This is a genomic window from Flavisolibacter nicotianae, from assembly GCF_003628535.1.
Lineage (GTDB): Bacteria > Bacteroidota > Bacteroidia > Chitinophagales > Chitinophagaceae > Flavisolibacter > Flavisolibacter nicotianae.
Map to the genome: position 1 here is coordinate 169,105 of NZ_RBCI01000007.1, position 20,119 is coordinate 189,223.

Annotated in this window: 15 protein-coding genes; 7 read left to right on the forward strand and 8 right to left on the reverse strand. The window is 48.5% G+C overall.

The genetic code is table 11. The features are described from left to right. Positions 1 to 5: 5 nt before the first annotated feature. From D6024_RS18170 to D6024_RS18205, 8 genes are all read right to left on the reverse strand, one after another. Complete coding sequence (locus D6024_RS18170; protein WP_121356177.1) at positions 6 to 527, reverse strand: helix-turn-helix domain-containing protein; 522 nt, start codon at positions 525 to 527, stop codon at positions 6 to 8. A 433-nt stretch (positions 528 to 960) separates the two neighbouring features. After that, a complete protein-coding gene (locus D6024_RS18175; protein WP_121356178.1) occupies positions 961 to 1,536 on the reverse strand; it encodes an NAD(P)H-binding protein in 576 nt (191 codons plus the stop codon). Positions 1,537 to 1,558: 22 nt separating this feature from the next. Then, entirely contained in the window at positions 1,559 to 2,305 is a 747-nt protein-coding gene (locus D6024_RS18180; RefSeq protein ID WP_121356179.1) for an SDR family oxidoreductase, read from the reverse strand. 13 nt (positions 2,306 to 2,318) lie between these two features. After that, a complete protein-coding gene (locus D6024_RS18185) occupies positions 2,319 to 3,554 on the reverse strand; it encodes an aldo/keto reductase (protein WP_240410076.1) in 1,236 nt (411 codons plus the stop codon). Continuing rightward, positions 3,518 to 4,123 carry a flavodoxin gene (locus D6024_RS18190; protein ID WP_121356181.1) on the reverse strand — a complete coding sequence of 202 codons (606 nt, stop codon included), beginning with the start codon at positions 4,121 to 4,123 and terminating at the stop codon, positions 3,518 to 3,520. Before D6024_RS18190 ends, D6024_RS18185 begins: the two co-directional genes overlap by 37 nt. A gap of 12 nt (positions 4,124 to 4,135) precedes the next feature. Continuing rightward, complete coding sequence (locus D6024_RS18195; protein ID WP_121356182.1) at positions 4,136 to 5,119, reverse strand: aldo/keto reductase; 984 nt, start codon at positions 5,117 to 5,119, stop codon at positions 4,136 to 4,138. Between the two features lie 38 nt (positions 5,120 to 5,157). Beyond that, positions 5,158 to 6,000 carry an SDR family oxidoreductase gene (locus D6024_RS18200; protein ID WP_121356183.1) on the reverse strand — a complete coding sequence of 281 codons (843 nt, stop codon included), beginning with the start codon at positions 5,998 to 6,000 and terminating at the stop codon, positions 5,158 to 5,160. A 42-nt stretch (positions 6,001 to 6,042) separates the two neighbouring features. Then, positions 6,043 to 6,414, reverse strand: coding sequence for a nuclear transport factor 2 family protein (locus D6024_RS18205; RefSeq protein WP_121356184.1), 372 nt, complete (start codon positions 6,412 to 6,414; stop codon positions 6,043 to 6,045). A gap of 290 nt (positions 6,415 to 6,704) precedes the next feature. On the opposite strand from D6024_RS18205, the gene D6024_RS18210 reads away from it, so the two are divergent. The 7 genes from D6024_RS18210 (at position 6,705) to D6024_RS18240 (ending at position 20,086) form a co-directional block, all read left to right on the forward strand. Further along, entirely contained in the window at positions 6,705 to 7,604 is a 900-nt protein-coding gene (locus tag D6024_RS18210) for a helix-turn-helix domain-containing protein (RefSeq protein ID WP_121356185.1), read from the forward strand. A gap of 746 nt (positions 7,605 to 8,350) precedes the next feature. Beyond that, positions 8,351 to 8,677 (forward strand): hypothetical protein, encoded by a 327-nt coding sequence (locus D6024_RS18215; RefSeq protein WP_205573318.1) that lies wholly within the window; start codon positions 8,351 to 8,353, stop codon positions 8,675 to 8,677. Between the two features lie 173 nt (positions 8,678 to 8,850). Beyond that, complete coding sequence (locus tag D6024_RS18220; protein WP_121356186.1) at positions 8,851 to 10,791, forward strand: adenylate/guanylate cyclase domain-containing protein; 1,941 nt, start codon at positions 8,851 to 8,853, stop codon at positions 10,789 to 10,791. Between the two features lie 390 nt (positions 10,792 to 11,181). Further along, on the forward strand, positions 11,182 to 13,944 hold the full coding sequence (locus D6024_RS18225; RefSeq protein ID WP_121356187.1) for an alpha-d-galacturonidase: 2,763 nt from the start codon (positions 11,182 to 11,184) through the stop codon (positions 13,942 to 13,944). Between the two features lie 6 nt (positions 13,945 to 13,950). Beyond that, positions 13,951 to 15,510 (forward strand): MGH1-like glycoside hydrolase domain-containing protein, encoded by a 1,560-nt coding sequence (locus D6024_RS18230; protein WP_205573311.1) that lies wholly within the window; start codon positions 13,951 to 13,953, stop codon positions 15,508 to 15,510. A gap of 29 nt (positions 15,511 to 15,539) precedes the next feature. Then, positions 15,540 to 17,090 carry a glycoside hydrolase family 28 protein gene (locus tag D6024_RS18235; RefSeq protein ID WP_121356188.1) on the forward strand — a complete coding sequence of 517 codons (1,551 nt, stop codon included), beginning with the start codon at positions 15,540 to 15,542 and terminating at the stop codon, positions 17,088 to 17,090. A 194-nt stretch (positions 17,091 to 17,284) separates the two neighbouring features. After that, on the forward strand, positions 17,285 to 20,086 hold the full coding sequence (locus tag D6024_RS18240) for a glycoside hydrolase family 95 protein (RefSeq protein WP_121356189.1): 2,802 nt from the start codon (positions 17,285 to 17,287) through the stop codon (positions 20,084 to 20,086). Positions 20,087 to 20,119 lie beyond the last annotated feature (33 nt).

Below are 20,119 nucleotides of genomic sequence, written 5' to 3' on the forward strand. Positions count from 1 at the left end.
TCCACTTAGCTTTCGGACGATCGCCCCTTTTTTTGCGTCCTGTTGGGGTCTTTCTCCTCGTAGAAGTATTTCGGCCGTTTACATTCCAGCCCCATGGCTTTCATCCTTCGGTAAAGCGTGCGGGGAGTGATGGCGCAGCCATAACGCTTATTCAGGTGATCGGCCAGCGTAGCTACCGTCCAGGTGTTAACAAAGTAGCCAAGACGCATGGGGCTACGTTTAAGTTCCTTTGCGATCCTATTGTCTGTAAGCTGCATAGCCACACGAGGGCGGCCTGCCCTGGGTTTGTCAAATAAGGATTGAGGCTGGTGGTTGGTTAAATAGGTCTTTATCCAGTTGTACAGTACACGGATAGTTATGTCCCAGAGTTGCGCAACATCGCTTATCAACTGTCCTTCTACCACCATCTGGACAGCCCGTAGACGGATATAGGTCCTTTTGCCCTTCACCTGAGCGATCACCTTCTGTAGCCGGCCTTTGACGTAACGATCAAAGCCAAATTCCGTTGCCGACTTTTGTTTCCGCATCTATTAAGTTACCATCCTACCCATTCTTGAAAAAACTTTTGGTCACTCACTTAGAAAGAGGTTGCGCATAATAAAACTAGAAGCTGCCAATTTACTTCTCCAACTCCTGAAAAGGGTTCGGGAACACTGTCTATTTCTTTCGAATAAATTTGACCGACGCTTTGATACTGCTGGCACTGTTGAGGTTTTACTTGTTTTCATTGCCTTTTGATCTTCGATTCCAAAATTAGCCTTTCTTTTACGGGTAGGTCTTGAAGGGAATGTTTGTCCGATAATAGGCTTTAAAGTGTGGATTCTTCTCAGTAAATCCCATATTTGGTTCGACTTTTTACTGGTCGAGTCCAAAGACAGAAAAAGCCTTGATTTACAAGGCTTTTTCTCATTAACTCAACAAAACGTTCGAATCTTTTTTTATCCAGAGTGCTATTCAGTATCAATTGGGCCTGGAGATATTCAGACTTTCTCCAACGTAGATTTCAGGGTTAACCACCAACTTTCCTATAAATGATGCAATGCTTTTACGGAATATAGATCTTCCTTTCTCTGGCTGGCCTTTGGGAGTAAGCTGGTAAACGATTTCATTGCCATTTGTAAACCAATCAGGTCTTAAAATAGTATAATCAAGACCAGATGATTCTATCACATCGGCTAATTTTCTATAAGGTTTTAAAACTGATCTCAATGGTGTTTCATAAATGCCTATTGAGCTAATGGCTATAATTCTTTCCACCCCTATTTCCTGCATTGCTTTCACAATGTTCTTTGCCATTGCTTCGAGATTGCCGGCGAGATTAACGTAAACAATGTCCTGACCGTTGATAGCATCTTTGAGTTTCGGGTAATCCATAACATCGCCTTCAACAATTTTGGTATTTGAAAGATTGCGGTTGTTCAATCGGCTCTTGTTCCGCAAGAACAAGGTTAGCTGAGCATCTGTTTGATTTTGCAATTCTTCAGTCACGTATTTAGCCAGGCTTCCGCTTGCACCTATGATGATTATTTTCTTCATTTTTTTGCCTCTTTCTTAATTGTTACAATTGCTGGCTTGTAGGACGAAATAGGATTTCATTGATGTCTACGTCTTCCGGCTGGCTAATGGCAAAGGCAACAGCCCGTGCAAATGCACTTGCAGGAATAGCAAAATTCTCGTAAAAGTCTTTAATGTCTGCTGCAATATCCTGCTCACTGATGCTATTAGGCAATTCTGTTGCTACTGCACCTGGAGAAATGATTGTTGTCCGAATGTTATAAGGTTTTACTTCCTGGCGAAGTCCTTCCGAAATAACACGTACTGCATGTTTTGTGGCAGAGTATATCACTCCATTGGGGCGAACCTTATGGCCGGCAACGGATGAAACATTAATTACATGCCCAAACTTTTGTTGTTTCATGTAAGGCAATGCTGCTGCAATACCATATAATACACCCTTAATATTTACATCAATCATTTGGTTCCATTCATCTATTTTCAAACGCTCTAAAGGTGAATGAGGCATTAAGCCGGCATTGTTAATGAGAACATCGATACGACCATAGGTGTTTACAGCTGCATCAACCAAAGTCTTTACCTGTTCCACTTGTATTACATCTGTTGCAACCGCAAGAGCTTTTCCACCATTTTTGTTTAGCTCATCTGCCAATGCTTGTATGCGTTCTACACGTCTGGCACCCAGGACAACAATTGCTCCTTGTTCTGATAAATTTCTTGCTGCTGCTTCACCAAGCCCGCTGCTTGCTCCAGTAATCACGATTACTTTACCTTCAATATTGTTGCTCATAATTTATCTTTTATCATTGTTTATTTGTTTGTTGCGCCTGTACTCCGGTATAACGGTCACCAACTATTTTAATTCTTGATACTGCTTCAGTAAAGTTTTTCAGTTCTTCTGTGGAAAACTCAAAATCGGCTGCGCCAAGATTTTCCTGCAGGTGCGCCAGCTTGGTCGTACCAGGTATAGGAACAATCCAAGACTTCTGCGCCAATAGCCAGGCAAGTGCCACCTGCGCCGGCGTTAATCCTCTTGGATTGCCAAATTCATACAAGGCATCAATCATAGCCCAATTGGTTCTAATAGCATCTGGCTGATAACGGGGCAGCGTGGGCCGGTTGTCGTTGGCCGGATTGTATTTTGTTCGCTCATTGATCATGCCGGAAAGAAAACCCCTGCTCAGCGGGCTGTAAGGAACAAAGCCAATCCCGAGTTCCTCGCATGTTTTTAGAACCTCCTGCTCTGGTCCCCTGGTCATTAGTGAGTATTCGCTTTGCAGCGCTGTCAGCGGTTGCACGGCATGCGCCTGGCGAATGGAAATGGCACCAGCTTCACTCATTCCGAAATGTTTCACCTTTCCTTCCACGATCAGGTCTTTCACCGTTCCCGCCACATCTACCATCGGAACAGCCGGATCAACTCGATGCTGATACAACAAGTCGATATAATCTGTTTTCAGGCTTTTGAGAGAGTGTTCCACCACCTTTCTGATCCTTTCCGGCCGGCTGTAAAGGCCCAGGCTCGGTTTACCTTCTTTAAACCCAAATTTTGTTACTAGGATGATCTTCTTTCGAAAGGGAGCTATAGCTTCCCCCACCAACTCTTCATTAGTCAGCGGGCCATAAGCTTCGGCCGTGTCAAAGAAGTTCACGCCCATGTCATAAGCCTTCCGGATAAGTCTTATAGAGATTTTTTTATCCGGGATAAAGCTGCGGTGATAGCTCATGCCCATACAGCCCAGCCCAATCCCATGAGCAACCTGTATGCTGTGCTTGCCTGTGCCCAACGTGCGTGTCTTTACAGCCTTATTGGTTAATGAAGTTTTTGCTGATGCCTGACTTGCTTGAACAGTGTTCAATGCCGGTGCACCAATTAACCCCGCCCCAAGCATTGCTCCAGTCTTCAAAAAGCTGCGGCGGTTCGTTTCATTCGCATTTGACATAAGTAAGTTTTTACATTGTATTAATTTGTTTTTAATAAGAATGGTCTTGCTCAATCCATTCATTCTTGCTTGACCATTTTTATCTTTTGTAACCACTTTTTCACCTTCATTTCTGCTTCCTTTCGCTTTGCATCATTGATAACGAGTAGTTGCCCATCTCTTTCTACACCTCCCTTCATCTCGAATCCTTCCAATACTTTACTATTCGGGCATAGCTCTTTTACGGTCTGGAAACTGCTGCCAATCCCGTAGCCAGCATTGGTGTTAAATGGGATGATTGTTTTGCCGCTCAAATCATACTGCTTTAGAAAACTTTTCATTGGCGGCGGCAACTTCATGCCCCAGGTTGGAAAGCCCACAAACACCACATCATAGTTTTCGATGCTGTCAATCTTCGTTTTCAGCGGTGGCAAATAGCCGCTTTCATTTTCTTCGACAACTTGTTGCACCGTGGTTTGGTAATCGGCTGGATAAGGCTTTTCCAGTTGGAGTTCTACTAGGTTGCCTCCGGCATTTGCTTGAATGATTTCCGCTACAGCTTTTGTATTGCCAGTGCGGGACAAATACACAATCAATATCTTTTTTGGTGACATTGATTGTGCATTTGAACAACTGTTCAACATACCGGAAGCAATAAGAAGAAGAGTAAGGGTCAAACGTTTCATTAGATTATAGATTTACTTACCTACTCTGTTTTGAAGCTGTGCCGGGTAACGGTCTCCCTGTACAGGAATGGCAGAAAAAGCAGCATCTATTTCTCTGATGTCTTTTGGCGTAAGCACAATACTGGCAGCGCCAACGTTTTCTTCCAGGCGGTGGATTTTTGTTGTTCCAGGTATCGGTGCAATCCAGGGCTTTTGCGCTAGCAACCAAGCGAGGGCTATTTGTGCGGGTGTCGCCTGTTTTTGCTTTGCAATTTCACCAAGCAAATCAACCAGCTTTTGATTGGCTTTCCTGTTTTCTTCTGAAAAGCGGGGAACCACGTTGCGAAAATCGGTTTTGTCAAACTGGGTGTTTTCATTGATAGCGCCTGTCAGAAAACCTTTGCCAAGAGGACTAAAAGAAACGAAGCCGATACCCAATTCTTCAAGTGTAGGAAGAATTTCTTTTTCGGGTTCCCGCCACCACAAAGAGTATTCGCTTTGAAGGGCTGTTACCGGCAGAACGGCGTGTGCTTTCCGGATGCTTTGCACACCGGCTTCCGAAAGCCCAAAGTGTTTCACTTTGCCTTCTGCAATCAAATCTCTTACTGTACCGGCTACGTCTTCCATCGGCACGTTGGGGTCAACCCGGTGCTGATAAAATAAATCAATCGCATCTACTTGCAGCAGTTTCAACGACCTTTCTGCGACAGCTCTTATTCTTTTGGGACTGCTGTCAAGACCCTCATGTGAATTGCCGTTTTGGAAACCAAACTTGGTGGCAATGACGACTTTGTTTTTGTAGGGTTTTAATGCTTTGCCTACCAATTCTTCGTTAGCACCCTGCGTATAGGCTTCTGCTGTATCAAAAAAAGTAACGCCTAATTCTACCGCTTTTTGAATAAGTGCAATGGCGTCACCTTCGTTCGTCGCAGGCCCATAACCAAAGGTTAAGCCCATACAACCCAAACCAAGTGCGGAAACTTCCAAACCACTTTTACCTAATGTTCTCTTTTCCATTATTTATCTTTTTGTGTTGTGAAATCATTGTTTATTGCTCAAGCAGTTGGTTGAAGCGGACCGTAGAAATAAGATGCCGTAGCGCCGCCATCTATTAAAAAGTCAGCACCGGTTATGAAAGCTCCTCTCTCCGATAGGAGCAATTCTGCAACGTTTGCTACTTCGTCGGCCGTACCCGGACGACCAGCGGGTGATTTGGCAAACATGTTTTTGTAGAAGTCTCCCCTCGGCCCGTAAATTTCATCAAGTGCCAAAGGCGTGATAATAATGCCAGGAGAAATTGAATTTATTCGGGCTCCTCTTTCGCCCCATTTCACCGCTTCGGCCATTACCCGCTTCACGTTGCAACGTTTTGCCATTTGGTAAGCATGTAGGGTGTCTTTGATGTTTTCAGGCTTCAGCATTTCCAGCCCCAGCAATTCTTCTGTTGGAGTAGTTGCCAGTAGCCGGTCTTCTTCCGCTGTAAGGGCCGGCATTCGATGCCCTGACTGGCTGGAGATGGCAATACCGGTTCCGCCCTGTTTAATTACTCTACCAAATTCTTCCAGCAATAAGGCAGTTCCATACAAATCAACCTTCAAAATTTGTTCAATCGGTGCCTGGCTGGGCGACACGCCTGCCGCATTTATAAACATGGAGATTTCGCCTTCATTTTGTGCCGCTTCAATGAGCCGAAGAACCGAGGTTTTGTCAGAAATATCCACTCTAACTGGCACAGCATCAAAACCTGCTTCTTTCAGTGTTTTGGTGATGGCTTCGGCGTTTTCAAGTCTCCAATCGGCAACGAAAATCTTGTTTCCGTAACTCATTCTACGTACGATGGCCATTCCCAATTGACCGGCTCCGGTCAGCACAACAACATCCTTTTTAAGCGCACTCATAATTTTTCATTTTATTTTTCTGCTCTAGATTTTTCTTGATTATTAAAAAACTGAAGCAACAGAGTTGAGAATAATCCATTGCCCGTCTCGTTTTTCCAATCGCATGACTTGCTGCAAACGCCAGGTGTTCCGGCTACCCCAAATTCGGGCATCCACTAAATTTTGCATCGTTGCGGTTGCTTTATTGCCATTGACTGTTACAGTATGGAACACTTCGCTTGCCGAGTAATATTTCATGCTCTCCTTGATGACTTCATTGAACCATTCTGCTTTCGGCTGCACATAGCCTGTCATGTGTGTAAGCGTATACTCCTTATCAAGAATGCGGTTCATGCCTGTAATATCTCTTTCAATCATTCCTTTCGCCAGCTGCCGGATGACCGATAGAATTTGTGTCTCGTCCTTATTTACCATGTCACTCGTATTTTTCTGATTGTTTTGAGCGTAAGAAGCAAGGTTTTACATTGACAGGGCGATAGTCAGAATAGGTTTCATTTTTACTTTGTGTTCTTAGTCAGACATGGGAAGCAAACCGATCTTCGATTTTCCGCGCCCATTGTTTTTAAGAACACAAAGCTACCCAGGGCTATTTGGCTAGCCACTACCCTAATTACGGATTTACTTACCAGTTTTACTGATTTGAATGGCAAGGTTATAATCAAGGTAAGGGATTGTCTAATTTTGACGAATAAATACAATAAGTAATGGAAGAGATTGTAAAACTCGACAGTGTGACGGAATACAATAACATGCGTGGTGTTTCTACCCTGCACCCGCTGATTACGATTATTGACCTTTCCAAAGCAAAGCCGATGCCTGCCAAAACGTTCAATTTTGGGCTGTATGCGGTGTACCTGAAAGAACTGAAATGTGGCGAACTGAAGTATGGGCGGGCTCAATACGATTACCAGGAAGGCACATTGGTCTTTATTGCGCCTGGACAAGTGCTGGGTGTGCAGCCAAAGGTGACCACCTTTGAAGCCAAAGGGTGGGCCTTGCTGTTTCATCCTGATTTGATTAAAGGCAATTCATTGGGAAGGCATATCCACGAGTATTCATTCTTCTCTTACGATGTGAACGAAGCCTTGCATGTTTCCGAACAGGAACGGGAAGTAGTATTGGAGTGTTTTCGGAAGATAGCGTTTGAACTAAACCATTCCATTGACAAGCACAGCAAGAAGTTGATTGTTTCCAACCTTGAATTGTTTTTAAACTACTGTGTTCGTTTTTACGACCGGCAGTTTATTACCCGTGACCATGCCAATGCTGGTGTGATTGAGAGCTTCGAAAGTTTATTGAATGAATATTTCCGTTCTGATAAGCCGCAAGAAACCGGCATTCCTACGGTTGCATATTTTGCCGCCCAGCTTCACCTTTCCTCCAACTACTTCGGTGACTTGGTGAAAAAAGAAACCGGCAAAACAGCACAGGAATACATTCATGCAAAGTTGGTTGACGTAGCAAAGGAAAAGATATTCAACCCAACCAAGTCAGTTAGTGAAGTGGCGTACGAACTGGGCTTTAAATATCCGCAACATTTCACTCGTTTCTTCAAACAGCAGTTTGGCAGTACACCGAATGAATATCGAGGTTCGCTGAATTAATTTCTAGAGTATTCCCGTATTTGGAAAAAACCGCTTAAAGTGTAGATTATTTTAAATAACTCTCAAATCTGGTTCTACTCTTTGTCGGTTAAATCCACATAAGGAGGACTTATTTAAATATCAACCGGTTAAAATAGTTCTTCAATAAGTTCCAATAAATTCCTGTTTTTTTTCCAAAAAATTCTTTATTGCCTCTAAATCATTGATTATCAAGTTCGAAAATTGACCTGTTTTCCCGACTAGTTGATGGGTGCTTTGCGCCACAACTTTACTTGAACTTTACTTTTTAGATAGCTATCTTTTAATCTTCACCAGATCAGTCTTTCTTCTAGGGATTGGCTGTGAAGATAATTTTTACCCAATAATGGGCTTTAAAGAAACGATTCTGCTTAATAAATTCCATATCTGGTTCGACTTTTTGCTGGTTAAGTCCGCCTGCTTGGACAACACCACATTTTTGGGGAGTTGTCCTTTTTTATTTTCCCCAAACCCTTGTCAGCGGCTACCGGCAGACAGGCCATGCCGATCCGTGGTGTTCGACTTTTTGATTCTGAAATGGTGATCTTCTTCGGAAAGATAGAACACACTACCTCTCTTTTCAACTACGTACAGCTTCTCCTGTAAAAAAAAATCGGTATACCTCAACCCGGACACCGTACAACCGTAAGCTGCCTATCCCGGCCGGATACAACTGGCAAAGCCTTACGGCCATCCGGGATGCGGAGCTAAAAGGCCACTATTCCAGTATGCTGCGAATGCTGTGCAGGAGCAAAAGCATCCTGGGCCGGATTTTTACCAGGAGCCAGAACAAATTACAGGCCCCCGCCAACCGGCACAAACGGATAGACACGTATCATGCAAGGGACAAATCCGAAGGACGCTGGCGGAAGTTCAGTAAGGAAGAGATCATACCAAGAGACAGGACTTCGCTGGATATTACCTGGCTGAAGGACAAGAGCCTTGCTGACCTGGATAATTTACCCGACCCGGATGTGCCGGCCGAAAAAATAGCAAAGAACCTGGAGCGTGCATTGGGCAGTTTCCAGGAGATCATTGCGCAGTTGAAAAAATGACGAATGAACGTTGCCGGGGTCTCACCATAAAGGTAGGGCGCAAGGCTACCGGTGAAGACGCCAAGTGGACAGGATTAGCATGCATGCAAGAGTAGAGACCAGACGTGAGTGGAGGATGATGAAAATCCAGCCTTCTCTTTTTTATTATCTTCAGTTCATATACATTTTTGTCTATGGCCGTGCGTCAACTTGCAGCGATTCTGTTTGCCGACATTGCCGGCTACACTGCCATGATGCAGGAAGATGAGGCGCAGACGCTGCAACTGCGAAACAAATTTCAACAACGGCTGGAAGAAGAAGTATCCCTGCACAACGGCCGCCTGCTGGATTTCAGGGGTGATGGCGCCATGTGCAGTTTTTGGAGCACCATCGAGGCCGTAAGAGCGGCCCTTTCCCTGCAACTGGCAATGCTGTCCGATCCCAGGGTGCCGCTGCGCATCGGCCTGCATGCCGGCGACGTGGTGGCGGACGGCAACACCGTTTACGGCGACGGTGTCAACCTGGCTTCCCGCCTCGAGACCTTTGCCATTCCGGGCAGCATTCTCCTTTCCGGCAAAGTTTATGATGACATCAAAAACCAGAAGGACATCCAGGCCATCTCGCTTGGAAAATTCCTGCTCAAGAATGTAAAAGACGCCGTCGAGATATTCGCTGTCAGCAATCCGGGTGTGATCCTGCCGGATAAAAATTCGCTGGAAGGAAAGGGCGAAAAACTGCCGTCAAAAAAACGCCTGGAAAGATCGGTCATCGTGTTGCCCTTTGTCAACATGAGCAACGACCAGGAACAGGAGTACTTCAGCGACGGGCTCACGGAGGAAATCATCTCCGGCTTGTCGCGGCTCAAAAACCTACGGGTGATTTCCCGGACCACTTCCATGCAATACAAGAACACCAACAAAGACAGCAAAACCATCGGCCGCGAAACCGGTGTGAGTTACATCCTGGAAGGAAGTGTCAGGAAGTTCAGCAACAACCTCCGGATTACGGCACAATTCATCGATGCCCGGGAGGATATTCACCTGTGGGCCGAAAATTACCGCGGCACGATGGAAGACATTTTCAATATCCAGGAGCAGGTGTCGGAAAAAATTGTTGAAGCGTTGCGGATACAGCTTACAAGGGAAGAGCAGTTGGTGCTGGAAAAACGTTACACCGAAAACACGGCGGCTTATGAACTGTACCTGAAGGGACGTTCTTTCTGGAAAAAAAGAAACGAGGAAAGCCTGAACGCCGCAATTGTCCATTTTGAAAAGGCACTGGAAAAAGATCCCGGTTATGCATTGGCGTGGGCCGGTCTCGCTGATACCTACAGCCTTATTGGCGAGTACACCAACATTTCACGCCGGGTATTGTTTCCAAAACAGATGGCCGCCGTCAACAAGGCGCTGGATCTCGATAACCGTCTTGGCGAAGCCCATATCTCCCTGGCGATCTCGCTGATGCTTAATGAGTGGGACTGGAAGGCTTCGCAGAAAGAATTCCAGCTTGGCTTGGAACTCAATCCAAACTATGCGACGGGACATCATTGGTACGGCGAATGGCTGTTGTTTACCGGTGACTCGGAAGGCGCCTTTCGCGAAATAGGCATGGCGCTGGAACTGGAGCCGGCTTCCCCGGGAATTGTAAAGGACAAAGGCATTTTTTATTATTACCTCGGCCGGTACGACCAGGCCCTACAAATGGGGATGATGGCACTGGAACTGGATGCCGGTTTTGTGCCTGCCTACCGCCTTTTATCGCTTGCCTATGCAGGCATGCAAATGTTTGACGAAGCCATTGCGCAAAATGAGCACTGGGGTGAACGCACCGGTAATGCTGTGAAAACGGCGATTGCGCTGGCCGAAATTTACGCGATGTCGGGCCGTCAAGAAGAAGCAAAACAAATCCTGGACGACGTAGAAGCGGGAAAGGCGTTAAGTGCAAACGACTGCCGGGGTATGGCACTGGTCTATGCAGCCTTAGAGGATTCAGAACAAGCGTTTCGGTGGCTGGAAGAAAGCTTTACCAATCACGAGGAGTCCCTGTGCAGTATCAGGATCGACAGCAAATGGGATTCCCTGCGGCCTGATCCGCGGTTCAATGCACTGCTGAGGAAAATCGGGCTGGAAAAATAAAAGCCGCAAAAACACCTGTCATTCGACAATTTAGTATGCATATGAACGGGTGGAATAAATGAAAGTCATTCCTGATGCGCAGGCGCAAAACGTGCAAATGCCGGCTTCTTTCAATCACCAATTCCGAACAGCATTTCTTTTTCAAACCGTCTTTTTTAGTATGTCTTCAGTACACCTGCAAACGATATCGGTAACGATTGCATAAAAAAAGCGCTTCAATCCTCATGTTATCCCTGAATATCTGTTTAGACTTGTTTGGGAAAGGTGGGGACAATCATCTTTATTCATATGAAAGTCCCTTGCCCGTGATGGAAATGGTTGCCATCCACTTTGTGGCGAGGCAGTAGGGGCAGGAACGATTTCTTAATTGCAGTATATGAATAGCTATACATGAAACGATTGACGCTATATCTCTTTTTCCTTCTGGTTTCCGTTTATGGCTTTACAACCGTGGAAGCACAGAAATCAACACAAAAACAAGTGACGCTTCTTGTCTCACGGCAGGCGCCGGCGAGAGTCTTATTTGGTGCGGACAGGTTAACGGCAGCCCTGAAAAAAGCCGGTTATCTGGTTAAAACGGAAACGGGTGACGAGTTGAAAAAGAATAGTAAGCCCCTTCTTATTGTCGCTGTAAAGAACGATCCGCTGCTGGCAAGGGCGCAGTCACAATTTCAACCGGATACGGCAGGCAGGAGTGCAAAAGAAGGCTTTTTGATCTCAACAAAAAACAACGCGATACTGGTTGCCGGCAACGACGCCTCTGGTGCGCTGTACGGCTGTTTGGAACTGGCCGAAAGAGTGGAAGCGCAAAAAAAGCTGCCGGCAAACCTGACCTATTCCGATGCGCCGGAAATGGTGCTTCGCGGCGAATGCATCGGCCTGCAAAAGCCCGCCTACCTGCCCGGCCGGCATGTTTATGAATATCCCTACACGCCGGAAACCTTTCCCTGGTTTTACGATAAGGCCCTGTGGCTCCGGGTGCTGGATTCGATGGTGCAGAACCGCATGAACTCCCTGTACCTCTGGAACGGTCATCCTTTTGCTTCGCTGGTGCGACTGAAAGAGTATCCTTACGCGGTGGAAGTGGACGACGCCACCTTCAAAAAAAACGAAGAGGTGTTCAGCTTCCTCACAAAAGAGGCGGACAAAAGAGGGATCTGGGTCATCCAGATGTTTTACAACATCATCGTCTCCAAACCCTTTGCGGAAAAGCACGGCATCGCCACGCAGGATCGCAACCGGCCCATCATTCCGCTGATCGCCGATTACACCCGCAAGTCCATTGCCGCTTTCGTGGAAAAATACCCGAATGTCGGGCTGATGGTGGCGCTGGGCGAAGCCATGGAAGGCGTGGGGCAGGACGACATCGACTGGTTTACCAAAACCATCATTCCCGGTGTGAAAGACGGGTTGAAGGCCATGGGAAAAACAGAAGAGCCGCCGATTGTTTTGCGGGCCCACGACACGGATGCACCCGGCGTGATGGAAGCGGCGCTGCCACTATATAAAAATTTATACACCGAAGCAAAATACAACGGCGAAGCACTTACGACGTACACCCCCCGCGGTCCCTGGGCTGATTTGCACCGCAAACTGAGCAGCCTGGGTTCGGTGCAGATCGAGAACGTACACATCCTTGCCAACCTGGAACCCTTCCGGTATGGCTCACCCGATTTTATTCAAAAGTCCGTACAGGCCATGCATACGGTACACCATGGCAACGGGCTGCATTTGTACCCGCAGGCGTCGTACTGGGATTGGCCCTACACGGCCGATAAAGCGCCGAAACGCTTGCTGCAAATTGACCGGGATTGGATCTGGTACAAAGCCTGGAGCCGCTATGCCTGGAAAGCGAACCACAGCAGGGAAACGGAAACGGCTTACTGGGATAATCTACTTGCTCAAAAATTCGGCGCCACGCAAACGGCGGCAAAAAACATTCGCACCGCTTACGAAGAAGCCGGTGAAATTGCGCCCAAGCTCCTGCGCCGTTTTGGCATCACCGACGGCAACCGCCAAACGCTGACGCTCGGCATGTTCATGACGCAATTGATCAATCCGTACCGCTACGGACTGTTTACACTGCTGTACAATTCGGAAGGACCGGAAGGAGAGATGCTGACTGATTATGCGGAGAAGGAATGGAAAGGTGAAAAGCATGTTGGTGAAACGCCTGTTCAAATCATCAATGAAGTAAAAGCCCACGGGAAGAAAGCGGTGCAGGCCATCGAAAACGCTTCAGCAGGCGTAAAGGCCAACCAGGAAGAATTTGATCGCCTGCGCAATGATATGCACATCTACGAAGCACTGGCCAACAATTTCGCTGAAAAAGCGGAAGCAGCGCTGGCGGTTTTACGCTACAAGTATTCGAACGACATCAATGACCTCGAAAAAGGTAGGGCGCACCTCGAAAAAAGCCTGCGGTCATTTGAAACGCTGGTGAGCCTGACAAAGAATTCTTACCTGTATGCCAACAGCATGCAAACGCAGCAACGGAAAATTCCGATTGGCGGCAACGATGGCAGGAACAAAACATGGGAAGAGTTGCTGCCGTTTTACCAACAGGAACTGGCTAATCTTCTGCGGAACATTGACTCGCTGAAATCTCCCGTGAAGACTGCCCGTGCGGTGGAAAAAATCCGGTTTCAACCGGCCGCTGTCACCCTGCTCACGCAACCAATTTCTACGTATGAAATAGCGACCGGCAAGGAATTGTTTGCCGATACGGCCACCTACATCAAGGATTTTGCGGAAGAACTGGCGAAGCTGCAAGGCCTGAAGCTTTCCACCACGCAACAGGTAAAGGAGGGCACCACGATTCGATTTTCCAATGCAAAACCGGTGAAGGTCCTCGTGGGTTATTTCAATTCGAAAGACAGTCGTTACCTGCAACCGCCGCAGCTGGAAACAGATGCCAGTGCCAACGATTACGGCCAGGCGGAAGCAAAGCTCCGCAACGCGGTGATCATCTCCGGCTTGCCACCTGTCAATGTTCATACTTATTCCTTCAAGGCGGGAGAAAATACCCTGCGGCTGGCAAAAGGAATGGCGCTGGTGCTGGGTTTTGTGGACGATGCGCAGCCCTTCCCGGTGCGGGATGCGGGACTCATTTCGGGTGGCGTGAAAAAAGAACTCGATTGGTTATTTGAATGATCAGACATGAAAAATGATTTGTTTTATAGAACGCTTTGTTTGCTGGTGGCGATGCTCGCCGCCGCGACAGTTTGCTCTGCGCAGAACAAAGTCAATTCGCACCTAACGGATAAGCTCAGGCTGTATGTAAATTATTTTGATGCAATTGATTCGGAATACGCCGTTAATTATGTTCCCAACGACAAGGCCGTCGACTGGCTGTCGAAGAACATTCCACTCTTTGAATGCCCCGATACCACGCTGGAAAAAATTTACTATTACCGGTGGTGGGCGGTTCGCAAGCATTTAAAGCAAACTCCCGACGGGTTTGTGTTTACCGAATTCATCACACCCATGAAACATGCCGGGAAGCACAACACCATCAGCAGCGCTCTGGGACATCACATCTACGAGCTTCGCTGGCTGCACGATCAGCAATACCTGGATGACTACATCAACTTCTGGCTGCATGTCGATCCGCAAACACCCAAGCCGCACCTGCACGCTTTCAGCAGCTGGCTGCAGAATGCCGTGTACAATCGCTATCTCGTCAACCTGGACAAAGATTTTTTGAAGAAGAACATCAGGGCGATGGATTCGGATTACAAAGCATGGGAGGCTGAAAAGTTGTTGCCTTCAGGTTTGTACTGGCAGTTCGATGTGCGGGATGCAATGGAAGAATCGATCAGCGGTGGCCGCAAAGAACAAAACCGCCGGCCAACGATCAACAGCTACATGTACGGCAATGCCGTGGCGCTGTCTGCCATGGCAAAACTGCTGCGCATCGACAGCCTGCAAAAAAAATATGCGGTAAAAGCGGAGACGCTCCGGAAACTGGTGCACGACAGCCTTTGGGACAACCGGGAACAGTTTTTCAAAGTGCTGCATCCAACCGGCCAGCTGGACGATGCCCGTGAAGAACTGGGATACATTCCTTGGTATTTTAACCTGCCTTACAAAAACGAAAAGTATGCGGCGCAGTGGAATGAATTGCTGGACAAAGCCGGTTTCCAGGCGCCCTGGGGCATTACCACGGCCGAACGGCGCCACCCGCTTTTCCGGACGCATGGCTCGGGTCATGGCTGCGAATGGGATGGGGCAGTTTGGCCCTATGCTACAGCGCAAACGCTGAAAGGATTGTCTCATTTGTTAACGAACTATCCGCACCACGCAAAGATGAACGCATCCGTTTTTTACAACGAGCTGCACAAATATGCCTGGTCGCACCAGAAAAGAGGGCTGCCTTACCTGGGTGAATACCAGGACGAAAAAAACGGTGAGTGGCTGAAAGGCGACAACCCCCGCAGCAGTTATTACAATCATTCCACTTTTGCTGACCTGATCATAAACGATCTTATGGGACTAAAACCCCGGGAAGACAATGTGCTCGAACTTGAACCGCTGATTCCAAAAGGCAAGTGGGACTGGTTTTGCCTGGAGAACGTTTTTTATCACCACAAAATGCTGACGATACGCTGGGATAAAAATGGCCGGAAGTACGGCAAGGGAAGCGGGCTGGCTGTCCTGGCAGATGGGAAGCTGTTGTACAGGGGAAAGGAGCTGAAGCCGGTAAAAATAAAAATGTAGCTGGCGCTTTTTTAAAGCAATCAAGAGTTATGAAACGATCAGTCATCATCTTTTTTTTGTGCTTGTTCTTTCACTCCCTGGAGGCGCAGTCATGGTACAACGTGCTTTCCTACGGCGCCAAAAATGACAGCAGCAAACTGTCCACCACCGCCATTGCGGCCGCTATCAATGCCGCGGCAAAAAAAGGCGGCGGCACGGTTTATTTTCCCGCGGGAAAATATCTCACGGGCCCCATTCACCTGAAAAGCAACATCACCATTTATATCGACGCCGGTGCGGAACTGCACTTCAGCGACAATTTTGATCACTACATGCCCTTTGTGGAAAGCCGGTTTGAAGGGGTGGATGTCAAAAGTTTTTCACCGCTTTTTTATGCGTACAAGGCCGAAAACATTTCCATCATTGGCCGTGGACTGATCAATGGCCACGGTAAAAAATGGTGGGATGTAGCGGAAGGCTACAAGGAAGACCAGCCTAAAACAAAATGGCAGCTTGCCTTTGAAGCGGCCAACAAGGACATGATCCAGCCCGATGACCTGGGACAGATCAAAAAAGGATTTCTTCGGCCGCCCTTCATTCAACCGATGTTTTGCAAAAACGTCCTGGTGCAGGGCATCACGATTGTCAACTCGCCGTTCTGGACCGTGAACCCCGAGTTCTGTGAAAATGTCACGGTGGAAGGCGTTACCATCAACAACCCGCATTCGCCGAACACGGATGGGATCAACCCGGAAAGCTGCAAGTATGTGCACATTACCAACTGTCACATCAGCGTGGGCGATGATTGCATTACGATCAAGTCGGGCAAGGATCTTCCGGGTCGGACAAAGGCGGCGCCGGCCGAGAATTACACCATCACCAACTGCACGATGCTGTCGGGGCACGGCGGCGTGGTGATCGGCAGCGAAATGAGCGGCGATGTGAAAAAGATCACCATCTCCAACTGTGTGTTTGACGGCACCGACAGGGGGATCCGCATCAAAACGGCAAGGGGCCGAGGCGGTGTGGTGGAAGACATCCGAGTGAGCAATATCGTGATGAAAAACATCCGGCAACAGGCCATTGTGCTGGACATGCAATACGCCAAAACGGCACCGGAGCCCGTATCGGAGCGGACGCCTCGGTTTCGCAACATCCACCTGAGCGGCATCACGGCGAAGACGGCACAGGCCATTTACATCAACGGGCTGGCAGAAATGCCGGTGGAGGACATCAGCTTCAGCGATATCCAGTTTGAGGCACAAACCGGCGTTGTCATCAAGGAAGCAACGAACATCGAGTTTCACAATGTGCGCATCACGACCAACGAAGGCGCTTCGCTGGCGGCAGAAAATGTAAGTGACCTGACCATCGATGGCGTGAAAACCCTGCAGCCGCTTGCCGGCAAGCCAACCATTGACCTGAACAATGTGCAGAACGTGTTTCTCTACAACTGCAACCCGGTAAAGGAAACTCCCGTGTTTTTGCAGGTGAGGGGAGAGCGGTCGAAGGGCATTGTGCTGAAAGGCAACAATTTTGCCGGTGCGGTAAAACCGGTGGTGCAGGAAGGCAGCGTGGCGGAAACCATCGCAGTGAATTAATCAACAACGTAGTTGTATGCAGCACAAATTGGAATACAGGAGAACCACAGGGACACAGAGTAACACGGTGTTCCTCCGTGTCCCTGTGTCTCCGTGGTTCAAAAACCTGCTGCATAGACTTACCGAACGTCCAAGAGTGCGACGCAACGGCAGCCAAATAATAGTACTATCGCTTGGTACATAAAAATATTCATGTGAAAAAAAGCAGTCTTTTCATTTTTTGTTTTCTTCTGGTGCTTGCCGCCCCGGCACAGGACCTGAAACTCTGGTACCGGCAGCCGGCAGCCAAATGGACCGATGCGCTGCCCATCGGCAACGGCCGGTTGGGCGCCATGCTTTTTGGTGGTATCGAAAACGACCGGCTGCAATTCAACGAGGAAACCCTGTGGACCGGCGAGCCAAGAGACTACAACAGGAAAGGCGCCTATCAATATCTTTCACAGATCAGGCAACTGTTGTTCGACGGCAAACAGAAAGAAGCAGAGGCGCTGGCCGAAGCGCAATTCATGGGTTTGAAAAGCAACGAAGGAAAAAGAAGCGATTGGGTAGCGGATATGCGATCACTGAAAGGCGTGAAGGGCGATCCTTCTTCGGCAGGTTATGATGACGGCCAGTGGAAAGAAATGGTTGTGCCTTCTTTCGACGGCTGGGAGGCGGTGGGCTACGAAGGGCTGGATGGTGCTGTTTGGTTCCGCACCAGCTTTGAATTGCCACCAGATTGGGAAGCCAAAAACCTCGTGCTGGACCTGAACCGTATTCGCGACGCTGATTTTACCTATGTGAACGGCAAGCTGGTTGGCCGTACCGAAAGCAACGAGCCACGCAAATACATTGTTCCGAAAGAAGCGCTGGTAAAGGGAAAAAATACCATTGCCATCCAGGTGCTAAATTTTTCCGACAAGGGCGGCATTGCCGGGTACAAAGACACCACGCGGCACATTGGCGTTTACCCGGAGGCTGAAGAAAAAAGCAAACTGTCGCTCAACAAGAAATGGAAGTTTTTCATCCAGAACGACAACCCGCCGGCCGTGCCGCATTACCAGGCCGACTACCAACCCTTTGGTGACCTGTGGCTGCAATTTGCCAATGCGACGAGTGCAACGAACTACAGGCGGGAACTGGATCTGAATACCGCCATTGCCCGAACCACCTATACACTTAAAGACGTTACGTATACAAGAGATTATTTTTCATCCCAGCCAGCGCAGGCGATCGTAGTTCACTTAACGGCAACAAAGCCCGGGAGCATCAGCTTTGCCGCAGCGTTGAGCAGTCCGCACAAAGCCTATGTCATCAAAAAGATCAATGACAAAACACTCGGTCTTTCGGTGCGAGTTCGAAACGGCGCACTGGCCGGTGAAAGCCACCTGCAGGTACAAATCCAAAAGGGTTCGGTCAGTATCGAGGATGATAAGATCGTGGTGAAAGGTGCAGATGAAGCAACGCTTTATTTAACCGCTGCCACCAACTTCAAAAGCTACAATGATATTTCTGCCAATGCTGCTGAACGTTGCAATCGTGTCATGCAAAACCTGAAAGGAAAGACCTACAGCCAGGTTAGGACCGCCCATATTGCCGAATACCAACGTTATTTCAAAACCTTCTCGCTCCGTTTTGGAAACGACGCCAATGAAAAGCTGCCCACGGACGAACGCATTGAAAAATTTGCCACCTCCAACGACCCTTCCTTCGTGGCGCTCTACGCACAGTATGGCCGCTACCTGCTGATCTCGAGTTCGCGGCCGGGCACACAGCCGGCCAATCTGCAGGGCATCTGGAACGACCTGTTATCCCCGCCCTGGGGCAGCAAGTACACCACCAATATCAACTTGGAGATGAACTACTGGCCGGCCGAAAGCCTGAACCTTTCGCCGCTGCATCAGCCGCTGTTTTCGATGATTGAAGAGCTGTCGAAAACCGGCGCCGAAACAGCAAAAGAATATTACAATGCACCGGGCTGGGTGCTGCACCACAACACGGACCTCTGGCGGGGAACGGCCCCGATCAACGCGTCCAATCACGGCATTTGGGTCAGTGGAAGCGGGTGGTTATGCACGCATTTGTGGGAGCATTACCTGTTCACGCAGGACAAGGAGTTTTTACGCAACAAAGCGTATCCCATCATGAAAGAGGCGGCCCGCTTCTACAACCATTTTTTGATCAGCGATCCTCAGACAGGCTGGCAGGTCAGCACACCGTCCAACTCACCCGAGCAGGGCGGGTTGGTGGCCGGTCCATCCATGGATCATCAAATCATTCGGGCACTGTTTCGCGATGTTGTTGCAGCCGGTAAAATTTTGAATACCGACCAGGCTTTCCGCGACAGCCTGCAACAAAAGCTGCCAAGGATTGCTCCCAACCAGGTCGGAAAATACGGCCAGTTGCAGGAGTGGATGCAGGACGTGAACGATACGGCCAACAAGCACCGGCACGTGTCGCACCTGTGGGCCGTTTATCCCGGCAACGAGATCAACTGGGACAGCACGGCCAGCCTGATGAAAGCAGCACGCCAGTCGCTGCTCTACCGCGGCGACGCGGCCACAGGCTGGAGCCTGGGATGGAAACTGAACCTGTGGGCCCGTTTCAAGGAGGGCAACCATGCCTGGAAGCTGTTGCAGATGCTGATTAGCCCTGCGGAAAAAGGTGGTGCCGGTTCGTATCACAATCTGTTCGATGCGCATCCGCCCTTCCAGATCGATGGCAACTTTGGCGGTGCCGCCGGCATCGGCGAGCTGTTGGTGCAAAGCCACACGCTATACATTGATCTTTTGCCGGCCCTGCCCGACGCCCTTGCAGATGGCGAGGTCAAAGGCATTCGTGCCAGGGGCGGTTTTGAGCTGAATATGAGGTGGCGCAATGGCCGATTGCAGTCGGTGGAGGTGCTGTCCCTGGCGGGCAACAATTGTTTGCTGCGGTGCAACGGGAAAACCATTTCTTTCAAAACAGTAAAGGGAAAAACGTACAGGTTTAACAGCGAGTTGCTGGCGATGAAATGAAAAAACAAAATCAAAAAAATATATTTCATGGGG

Excerpts from the sequence above, each read along its gene's own strand:
- D6024_RS18170 (WP_121356177.1), bottom strand. The coding sequence starts at position 527 with ATGCGGAAACAAAAGTCGGCAACGGAATTTGGCTTTGATCGTTACGTC.
- D6024_RS18175 (WP_121356178.1), bottom strand. The coding sequence starts at position 1,536 with ATGAAGAAAATAATCATCATAGGTGCAAGCGGAAGCCTGGCTAAATAC.
- D6024_RS18180 (WP_121356179.1), bottom strand. The coding sequence starts at position 2,305 with ATGAGCAACAATATTGAAGGTAAAGTAATCGTGATTACTGGAGCAAGC.
- D6024_RS18190 (WP_121356181.1), bottom strand. The coding sequence starts at position 4,123 with ATGAAACGTTTGACCCTTACTCTTCTTCTTATTGCTTCCGGTATGTTG.
- D6024_RS18195 (WP_121356182.1), bottom strand. The coding sequence starts at position 5,119 with ATGGAAAAGAGAACATTAGGTAAAAGTGGTTTGGAAGTTTCCGCACTT.
- D6024_RS18200 (WP_121356183.1), bottom strand. The coding sequence starts at position 6,000 with ATGAGTGCGCTTAAAAAGGATGTTGTTGTGCTGACCGGAGCCGGTCAA.
- D6024_RS18205 (WP_121356184.1), bottom strand. The coding sequence starts at position 6,414 with ATGGTAAATAAGGACGAGACACAAATTCTATCGGTCATCCGGCAGCTG.
- D6024_RS18210 (WP_121356185.1), top strand. The coding sequence starts at position 6,705 with ATGGAAGAGATTGTAAAACTCGACAGTGTGACGGAATACAATAACATG.
- D6024_RS18215 (WP_205573318.1), top strand. The coding sequence starts at position 8,351 with ATGCTGCGAATGCTGTGCAGGAGCAAAAGCATCCTGGGCCGGATTTTT.
- D6024_RS18220 (WP_121356186.1), top strand. The coding sequence starts at position 8,851 with ATGGCCGTGCGTCAACTTGCAGCGATTCTGTTTGCCGACATTGCCGGC.
- D6024_RS18225 (WP_121356187.1), top strand. The coding sequence starts at position 11,182 with ATGAAACGATTGACGCTATATCTCTTTTTCCTTCTGGTTTCCGTTTAT.
- D6024_RS18230 (WP_205573311.1), top strand. The coding sequence starts at position 13,951 with ATGAAAAATGATTTGTTTTATAGAACGCTTTGTTTGCTGGTGGCGATG.
- D6024_RS18235 (WP_121356188.1), top strand. The coding sequence starts at position 15,540 with ATGAAACGATCAGTCATCATCTTTTTTTTGTGCTTGTTCTTTCACTCC.